Raw genomic sequence first — 17,706 nt, forward strand, 5'->3', positions numbered from 1 at the left:
GCGCACCGACGCCCGGCTCCGAGGATTCGTCGGACCGGGCGCCAGGAGTTGTGATCTCCGAGTCCGAGAGCGCGGCGATCGATCCGCCCGCGGAGCCGGGCGCACTCGCGCCCAACCTGGCGTCGGTTGGGGGCCGGCTCGCGGCAACCTGGCTCGAACCGGTGAGCGGGTCCAATTCCGCTGGCCACAGGCTTCGTTTCGCGCTTCTCGGAGAAGCGGGTTGGTCCGATCCGGTATCGATCGCCGCGGGCTCCGACTTCTTTGCCAACTGGGCCGACATCCCGTCTCTCGTGCAAGCCGGTGATCGAAGGCTCTACGCCCACTGGCTGGCCAAGACCGCCGAAGACACCTACGCCTACTCGGTCTTTGTGGCGCGGTCGGACGATCGGGGTTCAAGCTGGCAACCGGTCGGCAAGCTCAACAGCGACTCCACGCCGACAGAGCACGGCTTCGTGGCGATGGTGCCCGAAGGCGACGGAGCTCGCGCGTTCTGGCTGGACGGGCGCGAGATGATTCACCGTGCCCCGATGACGGTGCGGAGCGCGCGAATCGAGGATCCCGACGGCGTCGAACGGGTGCTCGATGCTCGGGTCTGCGAATGTTGTGGAACCGATGCGGTGGTAACGCGTGAGGGTCCTCTGGTCGTCTACAGAGATCGCTCCGAGGACGAGGTGCGCGACGTTTTTTCGGTGCGAAGAACCGCGGCCGGCTGGACCGAGCCCCAGGCGGTTCATCACGACGGTTGGCGAATCGATGGTTGTCCGGTGAACGGGCCGGCGGTCGACGCGATCGAGAACCGCGTCGCGGTGGCCTGGTTCACGGCGGCTGCAGACAACTCGCGAGTCCAGATCGCTTTTTCCGACGATTCGGGAGCGAGCTTCGACGCGCCCATCGTTGTCGATGACGGCCAGGTTCTGGGTAGGGTCGACACCGCTCTCGACGCCCAGGGCGTCGCCTGGGTGAGCTGGGTCTCGAGACGGAACCAGAACGTCGAGATTCTGATCCAGCCGTTTGGCTCCGGGGGCGCCGTCGGAGAGCCTCGGACCGTGGCGCACACCACCGCGGCCCGGGCCAGCGGCTTCCCGGTTCTCCGGAAGGTCCAGAGCAAGCTGTTCATAGCCTGGGTCGATGTCGGCGAGGATCCGAGCACTTCCAGGATTCGGGTCCGAGAGCTCCGAGGGTAATCGGGGGTATCAGGGATTACGGGAAGCCTCTAAATAGAACGAGCGATCGGTTATCTATCTTTCGGTACAATGCGTCGCCATGGCCCCCAAGGAACCGCCTAAGGAATCGCATATGGAAGCGAACGACAAAGTCGTGACCCTTGATTCTTCATTCCCCCCGAGCGATATCGATCCCCAGGAAACCCGCGAATGGAAGGACGCCCTCGCCGAGGTCATCGAGCGTGACGGGCCGGCGCGAGCGCACTTCTTGATCGAGGCGCTGGTCGAGAAGGCACGCCGCACCGGGGCCTACCTACCCTTCAACGCCACCACCGCCTACATCAACACGATTCCACCGCACCAGGAAGCCAGACGCGCCGGCGACCCATCGCTCGAGCGGCGGATCAAGTCGATCATTCGCTGGAACGCAATGGCCATGGTGGTCAAGGCAAATCGCAAGGGCGGCGGATTGGGCGGCCACATTGCCAGCTACCAATCGGTAGCCAACCTCTTCGAAGTCGGGTTCAATCACTTCTTTCACGCGCCCAGCGACGAGCACGGTGGCGATCTCGTCATGTTCCAGGGGCACAGCTCACCGGGCGTCTATGCCCGGGCCTTTCTGGAGGGGCGGATCACAGAGGAGCAGCTCAACCACTTCCGCGAGGAGGTGGGCGGCAACGGCCTCTCGTCGTACCCCCATCCGTGGCTGATGCCGGGCTTCTGGCAGTTCCCGACGGTGTCAATGGGACTGACTTCGATCTCGGCCATCTATCAGGCCCGCTTCATGAAGTACCTGCACAACCGTGGTCTCGTCGACACCGAGGGTCGCAAAGTCTGGGCGTTTCTGGGCGATGGCGAAATGGACGAGCCGGAATCGCTGGGTGCGATCTCGCTGGCCACCCGCGAGAAGCTCGACAATCTGATCTTTGTCATCAACTGCAACCTCCAGCGCCTCGACGGACCGGTACGCGGCAACGGCAAGATCATTCAGGAGCTGGAAGCCGTGTTTCGGGGCGCCGGCTGGAACGTGATCAAGGTCGTGTGGGGCTCGAACTGGGACCCGCTGATCGCGCGAGACCAGTCGGGCCTCCTGCGCCGGCGAATGGAAGAGGTCGTCGACGGTGAGTACCAGGCCTTCGCCGCCAACGACGGTGCCTTCGTGCGTGAGAACTTCTTCGGCAAATACCCGGAGCTCAAAGAAATGGTCGCCGACATGTCGGACGAGGACCTCTGGCGCTTGAAGCGCGGTGGCCACGATCCGCAAAAGGTCTACGCCGCCTACGCGGCGGCCGTAAAGCACGAAGGTCGGCCGACGGTGATCCTGGCGAAGACCATCAAAGGCTACGGCATGGGCGAAGCCGGCGAAGGCCAGAACATCACGCACCAGCAGAAGAAGATCGGAGAGGAAGCGCTCCGGCACTTCCGGGACCGCTTCAACATTCCGATCACCGAAGAACAGCTCGATGATCTTCCGTTCTACAAGCCCGCCGAGGACAGCGCCCCGATCCGCTATCTGCGCGAGCGCCGGGAGGCCCTCGGCGGGTACCTTCCGGCGAGAAACATCCGCGCTTCAAGGCTCGAAGTTCCGGAGCTCTCGAGCCTGAGCGTCCTTCTCGAGGGCAGCGGCGAACGGGAGCTCTCAACCACCATGGCCTTTGTCCGCATCCTGATGACGCTGACGCGGGACAAGCAGATCAAGGATCGCGTGGTACCGATCGTGGCCGACGAGGCACGCACGTTCGGCATGGAGGGAATGTTCAGGCAGGTCGGTATTTACGCGTCCACGGGCCAGCTCTACACCCCCGAGGACCGCGACCAGCTTGCCTACTACCGAGAAGAGAAGCACGGCCAGATGCTCCAAGAAGGTATCAACGAAGCCGGAGCCCTGTGCTCGTGGATCGCCGCCGGTACTTCCTACGCCAACCACGGCCTTCACATGATTCCCTTTTTCATCTTCTATTCGATGTTCGGATTTCAGCGGGTCGGGGACCTCATTTGGCAGGCGGGCGACATGCGCGCCCGCGGATTCCTCATGGGGGCGACTTCCGGGCGAACCACTTTGAACGGCGAGGGACTTCAGCACCAGGACGGACACAGCCATCTCGTCGCCGCCACGGTTCCGACATGCCGGGCCTATGACCCGACCTACGGCTACGAGCTCGCCGTGATCATCCAGGACGGTTTGCGCCGGATGTATTCGGAAGACGAAGACACCTTCTACTACATCACGTTGTTGAATGAGAACTATCCGCACGGGACCCTGCCCGAAGGTTCTGTCGAGGGCATCTGCAAGGGGATGTACAGGTTGCGGGAAGCCGAGGGCGGTCATGCCGGCACTGGCGCCGATACGCCGTGGGCGCAGCTGCTCGGTTCCGGGGCCATTCTGCGCGAGGTCGAAGCCGCGGCCGAGTTGCTGCGCAACGACTTCGGGGTCGCGGCCGACGTTTGGAGCGTGCCCAGCTTCAACCAGCTGCGGCGAGACGGCGTCGAGGTAGAGCGCTGGAATCGGCTGCACCCGGAGGACGAGCCGAGGCGGAGTTATGTCGACACGCTGCTCGGCCCGACCGAAGGACCGGTGATCGCGGCTACCGACTACGTTCGTTCATTTGCCGAACAGATCAGGCCATTCGTGCCGCGCCGGTACGTCACCCTGGGTACCGACGGATTCGGACGGAGCGACACCCGGGAGCGGTTGCGGGCGTTTTTCGAAGTCGATCGGCGCCACGTCGCGGTTGCTGCTCTCAAGGCGCTTGCCGACGAAGGAGCCGTGCCGCCGGCGAAGGTCGCGGAGGCCATCGGTCGGTACGAGATCGAGACACGGGGTCCGGAGCCCTGGAAGGTCTAGCGGCGAGGGCATGCCGGAACTACGAGAAGTCACCATCCCTGACATTGGAGACATCGACGAGGTCGATGTCGTCGAGGTGTTGGTTGCCAGCGGAGACCAGGTCAAACAAGACGACTCGCTGATCTCACTCGAGAGCGACAAGGCGACCATGGACGTACCGGCGCCGTTTGCAGGTACCGTGCGCGAGGTCAAGGTGAAGGCGGGTGACAAGGTGCGCGAGGGGAGTACCATTCTGATGCTCGAGGTAGCGGCGGGCGAGAGCGAGGAGCCGGCTGCCGAGGCCGCGGCCCCGCCGGCTCCGGCGCCTCCGAAGGCCGCGCCGGCGCCCGAGCTAGAGAGCTCTCAAGAGCGGCCTAAGCCGATCGAGCAGACGACTCCGAGCCCGGTACCGGGTCCGGCCACAGCGCCACCCCCGCCGTCGCCCGAGCCGATGTCCCCGCCGAACGACTTCTCCAAGGTCTACGCCTCGCCGGCGGTGCGTCGGTTCGCGCGCGAGCTGGGCGTTGATCTCAGCCGCGTTCGCGGTACCGGCCGCAAGGCGAGAATTCTCAAGGAGGATGTGGAGAGGTTCGTCAAGGAATCGCTGTCCAAGCCGACGGCTCGGGCCGGAGCTGTCGCGGTCGAGCTTCCGGTGATCGATTTTTCGACCTTCGGGGAGATCGAGCGCCAGCCTCTCACGCGCATCCAGAAGATCTCGGGGCCGAGCCTGACCCGGAGCTGGCTGACGATTCCGCATGTCACCCAGCACGATGAGAGCGACATCACCGAGCTCGAGGCCTTTCGACAGGAGCACAAGACCCGGGCCAAAGAACAGGGCTTCAGCCTGACGCCGCTGGCTTTCGTCATGAAAGCGGTGGTGGCGGCGCTCAAGGAGTTTCCCCGCGTCAATGCGTCACTCGATGCCGACGGTGAACAACTCGTGGTCAAGAAGTACTACCACCTGGGTGTCGCGGTGGACACACCCGAAGGGCTGGTAGTTCCGGTGATTCGTGACGTCGATCGGAAGAGCGTGTTCGATCTCGCACGCGAGTTGGCCGAGGTCAGCGCCCAGGCGCGCGAGCGCAAGCTCAAACCCGACCAGGTCCGAGGCGCGAGTTTCACGGTGTCGAGCCTGGGCGGTATCGGTGGAACCTTTTTTACGCCAATCGTCAACTGGCCCGAGGTGGCGATTCTCGGTGTTTCCAGATCGCGCCAACAAGCGGTCTGGAACGGCGAGTCCTTCGAGCCGCGATTGATTCTGCCGCTCTCGCTTTCCTACGACCACCGGGTGATCGATGGCGCCATGGCCGTGCGCTTTACGACCTATCTGAGCCAGGTGCTCTCCGACATCCGTAGATTGATTCTGTGATGGACCACCTGAGCGAAGTCCGGGTTCCCGATCTGGGCACCGACGACTCCGTCGACGTTGTCGAAGTCCTGGTCGCCGCCGGCGACCAGATTGCTCTCGAAGACAGCCTGATCACGCTCGAAAGCGACAAGGCCTCGATGGACGTGCCGTCGCCGGTGGCCGGCAAAGTGCGCGAGCTCAAGGTCAAGCGGGGCGACACGATCACGCAGGGCTCCTTGATCCTGCTCATGGAGGTCACAGAGGAGGCGGCGTCCGAGTTTCTGGAGATGCCCTCCGAGAGCGCCGGGTCGGCGACGCGGGACGAGTCCTCGGCGCACTTCTCGGCAGAGCCATCCGCTGCCGAACGGATCGATCCGGCGGCGTCGGTTTCCCCGGCTTCCGCCACCGCAGCCGAGACCTACGACACCGATCTGGTGGTCATCGGTGCCGGTGTCGGCGGCTACACGGCCGCCTTCCGAGCCGCCGATCTGGGGCTGCGAGTCACGCTGATCGAGCGCTATCCGGTGCTCGGCGGCGTATGCCTCAACGTAGGCTGCATTCCTTCCAAAGCCCTGCTTCATGTGGCGGAGGTCGTGCACGAGGCGGGGGCTCTTGCCGAGCACGGCGTGTCGTTCGGCCCTCCCGAAGTTGACTTGGATCGTCTGCGCTCGTGGAAAACCGAGGTGGTCGGCCGATTGACCGGTGGGTTGAGAGCGCTCGCCAAAAGGCGAAACGTGCGGGTGGTAGAGGGCACCGCCCAGTTCGCAGGCCCGCACGAGATCGAGATCGACGGCTCTGACGAACTGCAGAAACTGAGCTTCGCCCAGGCGACCATCGCTGCCGGCTCCAGGGTCGTGAAGATCCCCGGCGTGCCCTACGATGATCCCCGAGTCATGGACTCGACCGACGCGCTCGAGTTGGCCGAGACACCCGAGAGCCTGTTGCTCGTGGGTGGCGGAATCATCGGACTCGAGATGGCCATGGTCTACGGCGCTTTGGGGACCAAGCTGACGGTTGTCGAGCTGTTGGATGGACTGATCCCGGGTTGCGATCGCGATCTGGTGAAGCCACTCGAGAAGCGCCTGCGTAAGGATCTCGACGCCGAGATCCACCTCGGCACCAAGGTAGCGGCTATAGAGAGCTCCGAGGCCGGGCTCATCGCCACTCTGGTTGGACCGGACTCATCGAAGTCCTCGACTTTCGACCGGGCCCTGATCGCGGTGGGCCGGCGCCCGAACGGTGATTTGCTGAACGCCGGGGCAGCGGGCGTCGCGGTGGACGAGCGAGGCTTCATCGCCGTGGACCGATCGCAGCGCACGAACCAGCCGCACATCTACGCCATTGGCGACATTGTTGGGGAGCCGATGCTCGCTCACAAAGCGGCCCATCAGGCCAAGGTCGCTGCGGAGAACGCGGCGGGTGAGAAGAGTGCTTTCGACGCGCGCGCGATTCCGTCCGTCGCCTACACCGATCCCGAAATCGCCTGGGTGGGTCTCAGCGAGCTCGAGGCCAGAGAAACCGGGACCTCGTACGAGAAGGCTGTTTTCCCATGGTCGGCGAGTGGCCGGTCTCTCGGCATGGGTAGGACGGACGGCCGGACCAAGCTACTGTTCGACCCCGAGACGAAGCGGCTGCTCGGCGCCGGGATCGTGGGCCCGGGCGCCGGAGACTTGATCTCGGAGATTGCCCTGGCGATCGAAATGGATTGCGAGGCGACGGACCTGGCACTCACAATCCATCCGCATCCGACCGTGTCCGAGACCATCGGCTTCGCCGCCGAGGCGTTCGAGGGTACGATCACCGACCTCTATTTGCCCAAGCGAAGATAGACCAGAGGAGAAGACGATGACTGCTACTGCAACGTTCGGAGCCGGATGCTTCTGGGGCGTGGAGGCGGCTTTTCGCCAAATCGAAGGAGTGGAAGATGCCGTCTCCGGCTACATGGGTGGCCATCTGGATAATCCGAGCTACGAGGACGTCTGTACGGACACGACCGGCCATGCGGAGGTCGTTCAGGTCGACTATGACCCCGACAAGACCTCCTACGAAGAGTTGCTCGATGTCTTCTGGAGCAACCACGACCCGACCACATTGAACCGGCAGGGCCCGGATGTCGGCAAGCAGTATCGATCGGCGATCTTTTTTCACGACGAGGAGCAGCGCGAGAGGGCCGAACGCGCGATTGCAGAGCTCGACGCCAGTGACCGCTTTTCCGATCCGATCGTGACCGAGATCGCCCCGGCTCAGAAGTTTTGGCGCGCCGAGGAGTACCATCAGCGCTATCTCGAGAAGCGCGGCCTGAACACTTGCCGTCTGTGAACGGACTTTGGTTGCGAGAAACCGGCTGATGGGCTCGGAGGCTCTCGCCGGACGGCCGATCGCGCCGGGCAAGAGCGCCCGCGCGACGTTTGTCACGCGCGTCTATCTGCATCTGTTGGGCGCCATCCTGGTGTTCGTGGCGTTCGAGGTGGCGCTCTTCAAATCGGGCGTTGCGGACAAGCTCGCGGGCGCGATGGCCGGAGTTCCGTGGGGCCTGATCCTGGCCGCGTTTTTGATGATCGCCTGGTTCGCGAGCCGGATGGCCTGGCGCCTCAGCTCACCTCTGGGCCAGTACGTTGGCCTGGGTCTCTACATCGTTGGCAAGGGGCTGATCTTCGTGCCCCTCCTCTACCGCGCCAACCATTGGGCGCCAGGCACGATCGAGCAGGCGGCGCAGGTGACGGTGATGGGTGCCGTTGGGTTGACTCTGGTCGCCTGGACGTCCCGCAACGACTTCTCGTCTCTGAGATCGTTTCTCTACTGGGGTGGCATCATCGCGCTGATCCTAATCGTCGCTTCACTGGTCTTCGGTTGGCGGCTGGGGACCTGGTTCAGCGTCGCGATGATTGCTTTCTCGGGAGCGTCGATCCTCTACGACACCGCCGGTATCGCGCGTCGCTATCGGCGGCATCGCCGGCTTCGGACGCCGCGCCACGTGGGGGCGGCGCTGTCGCTGTTCGCCTCGGTCGGCATGATGTTCTGGTACGTGCTGCGGCTGACGACGCGGCTGCAGCGGTAGACCGGGGACACCATTCCGATGGTGTCCCCTCCCGACTGGTTTTGCGCGCGGGTTCTACCGCGGAAGGGGATCCAGCAGACCGCCATCCTCATCGAGCCTCGGGTAGCCGACGCCGCGGCGGCGGCAAAGATCCGCGAGCTCGGGGTACGCCCACTCGAACAGCTTGCGCGCGAACAGGTCCGAGTCCATGCGGCTCTTTGCGTAGAGCCCGGCGGCGGCTCGCTGGCGCATGGCTTCGAACAGGACCACGGCGGCGGCCACCGAGACGTTGAGGGAGGTTACGAAGCCAACCATAGGTATGCTGATTGTCGAATCGGCGACGGTCAGGGCCTCGGCGCTCAGACCGTCTTTCTCCTGGCCGAAGAGCACCGCCGTCGGCCGCGTGAAGTCGACGGTTCGGTAGTCGAGGGCGTCGGGGGCGGGGTGCGCGGCCAGAATCCTCAGACCCCTTCGCCCGAGGTCGTCGAGTCCCTCGGCGGTGGTTCCGTGAAGCTCGACTTCGACCCATTTGTCCGCGCCGCTCGCCGAGACCAGCGCGGTTCTGAGATCTCGATCGGGCACCACGGCGTGGGCTTGGTAGAGGCCGACGGCATCGGCGGTCCTGAGCACCGCGGCGAAATTGTGGGGTTTGTGGACGTTCTCCAAGAGCACGGTCAAGTCGAGCTGGCGTCGTTCGAGAACCGCGCGAATTCGGTGAAACCGCTCGGGAGTCATGTTTCGTATGTTGTCAAAGTGGCTCGATCGAGCCGCCTCGGCGAGGCCGGGCGGACTAAGCGCGCTATGATTCGCGTCCAAGCGTGAAACCGATTGCCTGCAAGGAGCGTCAAGCCATGCCAAGTAGCCTCAGCAAGCCCGCCCGGTTGGTCGATTTCTCCGGAAGACTCCTGATCGCGGCACTGTGTCTCGGCCTCGTTCTGCCGGCGACCGGCTGGGCCAGCGGGGGCTCTTCCAGCTTTCCCTCGACCCCCTCGGCTCCGGAAAGCCCGGAAACGAACGCCCAGAAGCACTACGAGCAGGGCCTCGCGCATCGCGACAAGGCCTGGGAGCTCGAGAAGAAGGCCGCCGAGGCGGAAGGAGCCGCGGCCGACAAGCTCCTCAACAAGGCGACGAAGGAATACGGCAAAGCCGTGAAATTGCAGCGCAATGCCGTGACCGCGAATCCCCGCATGCATCAGGCATACAGCAGCCTCGGATACGCACTGCGCAAGACCGGCGAGTTCGACGAGTCCATCGAGGCCTACGACCGGGCTCTGACCCTGGCTCCGGGGTACACGGAGGCGATCGAGTATCGCGCCGAGGCCTATCTGGCGTTGAATCGACTGGAAAAGGCAAAGAGTGCCTACTTGACCTTGATGCGTGTCGATCAGGCCAGGGCCGATGAGCTCATGACTGCCATGAAGAGATGGCTAGCGCAGAACGCGCAGAGCGAAAGCGGCTCGGCCGGGGTCTCCGAGGCCGACCTGGAAGAGTTCTCGAGTTGGGTGGAAGAGCGCGCCGACGTCGCCGGCCACGCGGCGATGCTCGGGCCCGCCCAGGCTCGCGACTGGTAGGAGAGCAGCTATCCGTGCGCCGAGCCAGAGGGCCGGTTGGCGGAGTGTCGGCGGCCGGGCGCTGCTGAGACTCGCTCCAGCTGTGGCCTTGATCGCCTGCGGCACGATCGGACGGTCCGAGTTCGTGTCGCTCCCCTCTTCGGCTGTCGCGTTTTCCTGGCAATTGCCGGCGGGGTTTCCCGAGCCCCAAGTGCCGGGAGACAATCCCATGTCCGCCGCCAAGGTGCGGCTCGGACGTCGGCTCTTCTACGATTCGCGGCTCTCGGGTTCCGGTGACTTTTCTTGCGCCGATTGCCACCGCCAGGAGCTGGCGTTTACCGACGGCCGCGGCAGGGCGCTTGGCGCAACCGGACAGACCCATCCCCGCAGCGCGATGAGTCTCACCAACGTCGCCTACAACGCGACCTACAACTGGGCGGATCCGAGTCTGGCGCGGCTCGAGCAGCAAGCGCTCAACCCCATGCTCAATCGGGATCCGGTCGAGCTCGGAATCGCCGGCCGGGAAGAAGAGGTCCTCGAGCGGCTCAGAAACGACGACGTGACAAAGGCTCTGTTTCGAGAGGCCTTTCCGGAAGAGCAGATCTCGATCGATACCGTGACCCGGGCAATTGCCGCCTTCGAGCGCACGTTGATCTCGGGCAACTCGCCCTACGACCGCTACCTATTCTGGGACGAGCCGTTGGGCGACGCGGAAAAGCGCGGCATGGAGCTGTTCTCCTCCGAGCGGATGCGTTGTTCCGAGTGCCACTCGGGCTTGAACTTCTCGGGCCCGGTGCGAGCCGCCGTGGCTCCAGGCGCCGGCGGACCCGAGATCGGCAAGGTCGAGTCGGAGTTTCACAACACCGGACTCTTCGATGAGGACGGCGCCGGCGCCTACCCGGCGCCCAATCGGGGGGTCTTCGAGATCACCAAGCTAGCCGAGGACATGGGGCGGTTTCGAGCGCCGACTCTGCGCAATATCGAGGTGACCGCGCCTTATATGCACGACGGCAGCCTCGCGACCCTCGGCGAGGTAGCTCTTTTCTACGCCAGCGGAGGCCGGGGGGCGGGCCGTACGAGCCCGCTCAAAAGCAAACTCCTGAGCGGTTTTGCTCTGACCGCTCAGGAGCAAGATGACTTGATTGCCTTCTTGGGGTCCTTGACCGATCGCGAGTTCCTGACCGACTCGCGGTTCGCGGCCCCCGAAGAGCCTTAGAAGCTCCAGCTGATACCGGCGGAGTAACTCCTCCCGGAGAGGTCCATCTCGCCCAGGCCCTGGAAGTCGCCGGCCAGGTCGGCTTCGGCGCTGTCCCAGCGGGCTTCCGCGAAGAGCGCCCAGGTGTCGGCCAGCGGCACCTCGAGGCCGGCGGTGAAGTAAACGCCCAGCTCCTCATCTTCGTCTTCGAAGAAGGCGTCGAAGATTTCGAGGTCTGGGTCGTCGAAGTCGATGAAGTCGCCGAACTCGGTCAAACTCCAGGCATAGAGGCCGCCACCGGCTCCGACATAGGGAACCAGCGCCGCGTCCGGCCCAGTGAACTTGTAGATCAGACCGGCCGTGACGGCGGCAAGCTCGACCTCGGTGGTGTGCAGGATGTCGTTACCGGCCTGATCCTCGAACCTCCGGTAGGCGAGATCTTCGGCGGCCTCGTAGAAGAAGCCGGAGATCTGCAGGGCCAGCTTCGGGCCCAGCGGACGGATGTACGAGAGACCCAGGGTGGCGTCTTCGAAATCGCTGGCGTCGCGATCGAAATCGAAAGCGGAATCGTCCCAATAGCTGGAGTTGCCGTCGGGCTCGAACTCGCCCAGTTGAATCCTGAACGAGGGTTCGTTGTAGCGTTTGGCGGGACGGTACTGCGCCTCCGAGGCGGTGGTGAAAAGCACGCCTGCAACCAGGCAAACCGTTGTGGCGATCAGTGGTTTTCTCATGACGTTTCCTCCATTCCTTCTGGGTCTTCGAGAGAGCAATCGTGATGCCAGGGCCGGTCGAGGTCAGAAACTCCAGTGACTTCGGTGCCATTTGCGCTTGCGCGCCTCATTCTGAGGACGGTGGTCCGGCGCCTGAGAGACACTCTCAGCTGGTACCATCCATCCAACACGTTTCGGCCGCCAGCCGCGGCCTAGAAAAATCAGAGGAGCCATGCGAGTACTGGTAGTCGGTGGAGGTGGAAGAGAGCACGCGATCTGCTGGAAGCTGCGCCAAAGCAGTGAGCTTAAGGAGTTGTTCTGCGCTCCGGGCAACCCCGGCATCGCCGAAATCGCCGACCGTGTGCCGATTGCCGTCGATGAGATCGGCAAGCTCGCCGATTTCGCTTCCGATCTCAAGATCGACCTAACCGTAGTCGGTCCGGAGCTGCCGCTGACGCTGGGTATCGTGGACGAGTTCGAGCGTCAGGGGCTGGCGATCTTCGGTCCGCGCCAGGGCGCCGCCGAGCTCGAAGGGAGCAAGGTCTTCGCGAAGGAGTTCATGGAGCGCCATTCGATTCCGACGGCCGAGTTCGAAGTTGCCCATACGGCGGCCGAGGCCCGCAAAGCGATCAAGAGCCTGGGTCTGCCAATCGTGCTCAAGGCGGAGGGTCTGGCGGCGGGCAAGGGAGTGTTGATCGCCGAGAACCGAAAACAGACCGCGATCGCCCTCGACACGTTCTTCGAAGAGAGACGATTCGGGTCGAGCGGTGATCGGATTGTCGTCGAGCGCTGCCTGGAGGGCGAGGAGGTTTCGCTGATCGCCGTGTGCGACGGCAAGCGCGTGCTGCCGCTGGCCACCAGCAAGGACTACAAGCGGATCGGGGACGGCGATCAGGGTCCCAATACTGGTGGTATGGGAGCCCACAGCCCGTCCGGGGTCTTGTCGGCGCAAGAAGCGGCCGAGGTCATCGAAAAGGTTCTGCGGCCGGTGGTCGATGGTATGGCCGAAGAGAGCCGGATTTTCCGAGGGTTCCTGTACGTCGGACTCATGCTCACCGCCGAGGGGCCCAAGGTCTTGGAGTTCAACGTGCGTCTGGGCGATCCCGAGGCCCAGCCTTTGCTCATGCGCATGACCGACGATCTGCTGCCGGTACTCAGCCAAGGGGCGGCCGGTCGATTCGAGATGACCAGGCTCGAGTTTCGGCGCGAGGCCGCCGCTTGTGTCGTTTTGGCCGCGCCAGGCTACCCGGACGCCCCGATTTTCGGCGATCAGATCTTCGGCCTGGCTGAAGCAGCGGCAAGGCCCGGAACCGTGATCTTCCACGCTGGCACCAAGCTTGAAGGCGAGAATCTCGTGACCGCAGGGGGCCGAGTTCTGAATATTTGCGCCTCCGGCGCGTCTCTCCGAGAGGCTCTCCGGGCCGCCTACCAGGCAGCCGGTGAGATTCGTTGGAATGGACTGACTTATCGCAGCGATATCGGCCGGCGAGTTCTCGTATAATGTTTCAAAGCCCGTCAAACGTGCGGACCGACTCAGGCCGTTGAGGGTCGGGAGTTCACTTGGTCCGAGTTGTTAGAGGAAGTGCATGAGTGGTTGCCAGGCTTGTTCATTCAAGGGGATGTCTACCGCGGTCGAAAACAACTTCATCGGCGTACGGTTCCGCGAGGAAACCAACCTGACGTTGTGCTCCACAGGGGAACATTTGTTTGCCAAAGGTGATCCGGTTGTGGTCGAGCTCGAGACTGGGCACGCCGTCGGTCGCGTCGAGCAGTCGCCGATGCCGGTCTTCAAGCCCTGTCAGAAATCGAGCGCGATTCGGATTATTCGTGCCGCGTCCGAGTCCGATCGGCGGTCCCACGAACGTCAGTTGATCAACGAGGACACGGGAAAGCGGTTCGGACGCGAGCGTGTTCGTACTTTGGGGCTGGACATGAAGATCTCGAAGGTGGACTTCTCGCTCGATGGCCAATCGGCGCAGTTCTACTTCACCTCTGAAAGCCGAGTCGATTTCAGGGGGCTGGTTCGCGACCTCGCGAAGCGGTTTTCGACCAAGGTGCGCATGGTGCAGGTCGGGTCCCGCGACGAAGCCGGCTTGATCGGCGGGGTCGGTGTTTGCGGAAGAACGCTGTGTTGCTCGTCCTGGCTCAAGGACTTCCGCCCGATCTCGATCCAGATGGCCAAGCGGCAGAACTTGAGCCTCAATCCATCGAAGATCTCCGGTCAGTGCGGGCGTCTGCTCTGCTGCCTTGCCTACGAAGACGATCAGTATAAACAGCCTCCGGCCAAGAAGCCGAAGGCGCAACAACAAGCGAGCTGAGATGCCCAATCGAAAGCTAATCCGGCCTGATCTTTCCGATCAAAAAGGAGGGGCCAGGTCCGTCCGGCGCAAGCACGCGCCGCCCGAACAGACCAACGCCGAGGAGTTCTACTACCTGAAGCAGATGGCCGCCAAGACCTCGATGATCGTCGTTTTGACGGACGGCACCGAGCTCAAGGGTTGGATCGAGTGGTACGACAAGGGCGCCATCAAACTGAATCGGCACCGCGAGCCGAACCTGCTGATACCGAAGCACAACATCCGCTACATGTTCAAGGAAGAAGAACTGAAGCGGCGCAAGCGACGCGGTTCCGGGCCGACTTCTTCCTGAGTTGACGGCAGGAGGCCACATTCCGGCCCTGGCTATCACCCAGGGCGATCCGGCCGGGGTGGGACCGGAGATCCTCTTGAAGTGGGCGTCGACCCGGCCAGGGGGCTTCTTGCCGCTCCTCGTGGCTGAGAGGTCGGCTCTGGAGCAGGTGCGCGAAACGGTGACCGGCGAAACCGGGATCGTTTTCGAGTACCTGACCTCACTCGAGAGCCGTGAGCAGCTGCTCGATCGCGAAGAGAAGGACGGCATCGCCGTACTGGATCCGATGGCGGTGGCACGCAGTATCCGCTATGGAGATTCCGGGCCGAAAGACGCCGCAGCCGCGATCGGTTGCCTTGAAACCGGCGTCCAGCTGGCGCTCTCCGGCCTGGTCGACGCGGTGGTCACCGCGCCGGTCAGCAAATACTCGATCGCCAAGCATCACCTTCCGAGCTTCCGAGGACAGACCGACTTCGTCGCGGAGATCTGTGGCAAGGGCACGTACGGGCGCGATTTCTTGATGACCTTCCTTACTTCCGATCTTCAAGTCGCATTGCTCACTACTCACATTGCGCTGGCCGAGGCCGTGAGCTCTCTGAACGCTGACTCGATTGTCCAGGCGGTGAAGTGTCTGCAAGAAAACGCCGGTGGCCGCATCCTGGTTGCGGGTTTGAATCCCCATGCCGGGGAAGGTGGCCTCATGGGCCGGGAGGATCTCGACATCCTCGAGCCGGCGATTGCAAGGTGCCGTGAGGCGGGCATTGATGTCGGCGGTCCCGAAAGCGCCGACTCCCTTTTCGCCCGCGCGCGCCGGGGCGAGTGCGACTGGGTGCTGGCTCTCTACCATGATCAGGGCCTCATCCCGGTCAAGACCGTCGCCTTCGGCACCGCCACGAACTGGACACTCGGTTTGCCGATCATCCGCACTTCCGTGGATCACGGCACGGCCTTCGATCTGGCGGGTCAGGGCCGGGCCGATGCCCGCCCGCTCGAGCGCGTGGTCGAAGCGACCCTGGACCTGATCGCCGGCCGGCTGCCGCGACCTCGGGGACACCTTTCCTAGGTGTCCCCTCCCGACTGGTTTTCGGAGCCGTGCGCGTTCGCTAGACTGCGTTCATGTTGTCCCGCGACTACCTGCGCTCCGAAACCGAATCCGCGCGCGAGCGTCTGACGCTCCGAGGAGTGGACCCCGGCCTACTCGATCGGTGGATTGACCTCGACCGGAAACGCCGCTCGATTCTCGGCGAGGTCGAGCAGCTCAAGCAGAAGAGAAACGAGCGCTCGAAGCAGATCGGCGCGATCAAGCGCGAGGGTGGTGACGCCGAGGCGATCTTGGCCGAGGTCGGAGAGCTCAAGGGCAAGATCTCCGAGCTCGGAGTCGGGCTCGAGAAGTCCGAGGCCGAGCTCGGAGAGCTCGACTTCTCCTTCCCGAACCTCACCCACGATAGCGTTCCTTCCGGCGCCGACGAGAAGTCCAATCGCGTCGAGCGTGTGGTCGGCGAGCCTGCCTCCTTTGGCTTCGAGGCCAAGGCGCATTGGGATTTGGGGCCCGAGCTCGGCATTCTGGACTTCGAGCGGGGCGCCAAGATCGCCGGTGCTCGTTTCACCGCCTACTTCGGAGACGGGGCGCGGCTCGAGCGAGCTCTGATCAACTTCATGCTCGATCTCCACACCGGCGAGCATGGCTACCGTGAGGTTCTGCCTCCTTTCATCGTAAATGCCGATGCTCTGGTCGGGACCGGACAGTTGCCCAAGTTCGAAGAAGACCTGTTCAAGCTTCGCGGCCACGAGTACTACCTGATTCCGACGGCCGAGGTGCCGGTGACCAATCTCCACCGAGGCGAGATCCTCGAAGAGGCCGAGCTGCCACTCAAGTACGCCGCCTACACGCCCTGCTTTCGGGCCGAAGCCGGCTCCTACGGCAAGGACGTAAGGGGCCTGATTCGCCAGCACCAGTTTCAGAAAGTCGAGCTGGTCCACCTGACCACGCCCGAGACCAGCTACGAGGCGCTCGAGGAGCTCACCGGCCATGCCGAGCGAGTGCTCCAGGCCCTCGAGCTCCCCTATCGCGTGGTTACCCTGTCGACCGGCGACACCGGCTTCTCGGCGGCCAAGACCTACGATCTCGAAGTGTGGCTGCCGGGACAAAACGCCTATCGAGAGATTTCCTCGTGCTCGAACTGCGAGGCCTTTCAAGCTCGCCGCGCCGGGTTGCGCTATCGACCGGCCGGCGGCGGCAAGCCTCGCTACCTGCACACGCTGAACGGCTCGGGCCTGGCCGTCGGGCGCACGCTGGTCGCGATTTTCGAGAACTTCCAGCAAGCCGACGGCTCGATCCGGATTCCCGCGGCGTTGCAGCCCTATTTCGGAAACCGCGAGCGCATCGTCAAGGCGGTCTGATCTTCCGGTTCAGGAGAGCTCGTGCAAGGGACACTCGATTCTCTGGTCAGGTTTCTCGACCTATCCGCCGTTCCTCACTACCGGAGCGGAGACGAAGAGCAGCTGCAACGAGCAAGGCTGTTGGTCGCGGTGACGTTGTTCGTGGGGATCTCGGCCCTGGCCTTTGCGCTTGCGAACCTGGTCTCGGGCCGGTCGGTGCCGCGCACCAGCATCGTCATTCCCGCCGTTGGCGGCCTGGCTTTTCTCGTGGTGCCGGTTCTCTTGCGACTGGCCGGCCGGCTGCGGGCGCTCAGCTGGGCTCTGACCGTCGCCACCTTGGCCGCGATCGTAGCCTCGGCATGGAATGCCTACGGTCTCTACAGTCCCGGTCTGCTGACGCTTCCGATTCCTGTACTCATGGGACTGGTGCTGGGAGGGCACCGCCTCGGGGGTACGGCGGCGGTCCTGGGGCTGGCCGCGGTGATCGGCTTCTACGTCCTGGATCGGCAGACCGATCGGTTCGCGTCGCCGCCTCTGGACCCTGCCAACGCGTTCTTACTGCTCAGCGTGTTCGTCCTCGGAATCCTGTTGATTGCAGGTATCGGGTGGTTCTACGAGAGTCTTCGGCGCCACGCCCTCAGGCAGACGCGTGACGCGCTCCGCCAGGCCGAGGCCGCGAACGCCGCCAAGGGCGAGTTCCTGGCATCGATGAGCCATGAGCTGCGCACGCCTCTGAACTCCGTGATCGGCTTTTCGCAGATCGTTCGAAAGAAGGAAGAGCTCTCGTCTTCGGGCGACGACATGCTCGAGCGAGTGCACTCGAGCGGGCTCCATCTGTTGCGCCTGGTGAACCAGATACTCGACGTCTCGAA

The 17,706-nt window shown here is 63.7% G+C and carries 16 protein-coding genes; 14 read left to right on the forward strand and 2 right to left on the reverse strand.

What is annotated here, in order from left to right:
• The first annotated feature begins 50 nt into the window (after nucleotides 1-50).
• From GY769_14885 to GY769_14910, 6 genes are all read left to right on the forward strand, one after another.
• Nucleotides 51-1,184, forward strand: coding sequence for a hypothetical protein (locus GY769_14885; protein MCP4203206.1), 1,134 nt, complete (start codon nucleotides 51-53; stop codon nucleotides 1,182-1,184).
• Between the two features lie 112 nt (nucleotides 1,185-1,296).
• Nucleotides 1,297-4,008 (forward strand): pyruvate dehydrogenase (acetyl-transferring), homodimeric type, encoded by a 2,712-nt coding sequence (aceE, locus tag GY769_14890; protein MCP4203207.1) that lies wholly within the window; start codon nucleotides 1,297-1,299, stop codon nucleotides 4,006-4,008.
• Nucleotides 4,009-4,018: 10 nt separating this feature from the next.
• On the forward strand, nucleotides 4,019-5,356 hold the full coding sequence (gene aceF / locus GY769_14895) for a dihydrolipoyllysine-residue acetyltransferase (GenBank protein ID MCP4203208.1): 1,338 nt from the start codon (nucleotides 4,019-4,021) through the stop codon (nucleotides 5,354-5,356).
• On the forward strand, nucleotides 5,356-7,164 hold the full coding sequence (lpdA, locus tag GY769_14900) for a dihydrolipoyl dehydrogenase (protein ID MCP4203209.1): 1,809 nt from the start codon (nucleotides 5,356-5,358) through the stop codon (nucleotides 7,162-7,164). Before aceF ends, lpdA begins: the two co-directional genes overlap by 1 nt.
• Nucleotides 7,165-7,180: 16 nt before the next feature.
• Nucleotides 7,181-7,654, forward strand: coding sequence for a peptide-methionine (S)-S-oxide reductase MsrA (gene msrA / locus GY769_14905; GenBank protein ID MCP4203210.1), 474 nt, complete (start codon nucleotides 7,181-7,183; stop codon nucleotides 7,652-7,654).
• Between the two features lie 28 nt (nucleotides 7,655-7,682).
• A complete protein-coding gene (locus tag GY769_14910) occupies nucleotides 7,683-8,393 on the forward strand; it encodes a permease (protein MCP4203211.1) in 711 nt (236 codons plus the stop codon).
• A 54-nt stretch (nucleotides 8,394-8,447) separates the two neighbouring features.
• On the opposite strand, the gene trmH is transcribed toward GY769_14910, so the two are convergent.
• Nucleotides 8,448-9,107, reverse strand: coding sequence for a tRNA (guanosine(18)-2'-O)-methyltransferase TrmH (gene trmH / locus GY769_14915; protein MCP4203212.1), 660 nt, complete (start codon nucleotides 9,105-9,107; stop codon nucleotides 8,448-8,450).
• A 116-nt stretch (nucleotides 9,108-9,223) separates the two neighbouring features.
• Between trmH and GY769_14920 the strand changes: the two genes are divergently transcribed.
• Together GY769_14920 and GY769_14925 are read left to right on the forward strand one after the other, a co-directional pair.
• Nucleotides 9,224-9,943, forward strand: a complete 720-nt coding sequence (locus tag GY769_14920) for a tetratricopeptide repeat protein (GenBank protein MCP4203213.1) — start codon at nucleotides 9,224-9,226, stop codon at nucleotides 9,941-9,943.
• Nucleotides 9,944-9,953: 10 nt separating this feature from the next.
• Nucleotides 9,954-11,138, forward strand: coding sequence for a di-heme enzyme (locus GY769_14925; GenBank protein MCP4203214.1), 1,185 nt, complete (start codon nucleotides 9,954-9,956; stop codon nucleotides 11,136-11,138).
• Here the strand turns inward: GY769_14925 and GY769_14930 are convergent.
• Nucleotides 11,135-11,848 (reverse strand): outer membrane beta-barrel protein, encoded by a 714-nt coding sequence (locus tag GY769_14930; protein MCP4203215.1) that lies wholly within the window; start codon nucleotides 11,846-11,848, stop codon nucleotides 11,135-11,137. The two genes, GY769_14925 and GY769_14930, sit on opposite strands and share 4 nt — an antisense overlap.
• A 211-nt stretch (nucleotides 11,849-12,059) precedes the next feature.
• Here GY769_14930 and purD point away from each other — a divergent pair, with 211 nt between their 5' ends.
• The 6 genes from purD to GY769_14960 all read left to right on the forward strand — a co-directional run.
• Nucleotides 12,060-13,328: a phosphoribosylamine--glycine ligase gene (gene purD / locus GY769_14935; GenBank protein MCP4203216.1), complete on the forward strand. Its 1,269-nt coding sequence runs from the start codon at nucleotides 12,060-12,062 to the stop codon at nucleotides 13,326-13,328.
• 277 nt (nucleotides 13,329-13,605) lie between these two features.
• Complete coding sequence (locus GY769_14940; GenBank protein MCP4203217.1) at nucleotides 13,606-14,145, forward strand: hypothetical protein; 540 nt, start codon at nucleotides 13,606-13,608, stop codon at nucleotides 14,143-14,145.
• A gap of 1 nt (nucleotide 14,146) precedes the next feature.
• A complete protein-coding gene (locus tag GY769_14945) occupies nucleotides 14,147-14,476 on the forward strand; it encodes a hypothetical protein (GenBank protein MCP4203218.1) in 330 nt (109 codons plus the stop codon).
• A gap of 1 nt (nucleotide 14,477) precedes the next feature.
• On the forward strand, nucleotides 14,478-15,518 hold the full coding sequence (gene pdxA / locus GY769_14950) for a 4-hydroxythreonine-4-phosphate dehydrogenase PdxA (GenBank protein MCP4203219.1): 1,041 nt from the start codon (nucleotides 14,478-14,480) through the stop codon (nucleotides 15,516-15,518).
• Between the two features lie 53 nt (nucleotides 15,519-15,571).
• On the forward strand, nucleotides 15,572-16,855 hold the full coding sequence (serS, locus tag GY769_14955; GenBank protein ID MCP4203220.1) for a serine--tRNA ligase: 1,284 nt from the start codon (nucleotides 15,572-15,574) through the stop codon (nucleotides 16,853-16,855).
• A 396-nt stretch (nucleotides 16,856-17,251) separates the two neighbouring features.
• Nucleotides 17,252-17,706: hypothetical protein (locus tag GY769_14960; protein ID MCP4203221.1), on the forward strand; the 455-nt coding region annotated here is incomplete at its 3' end.

Source organism: bacterium, from assembly GCA_024224155.1.
Lineage (GTDB): Bacteria > Acidobacteriota > Thermoanaerobaculia > Multivoradales > JAHEKO01 > CALZIK01.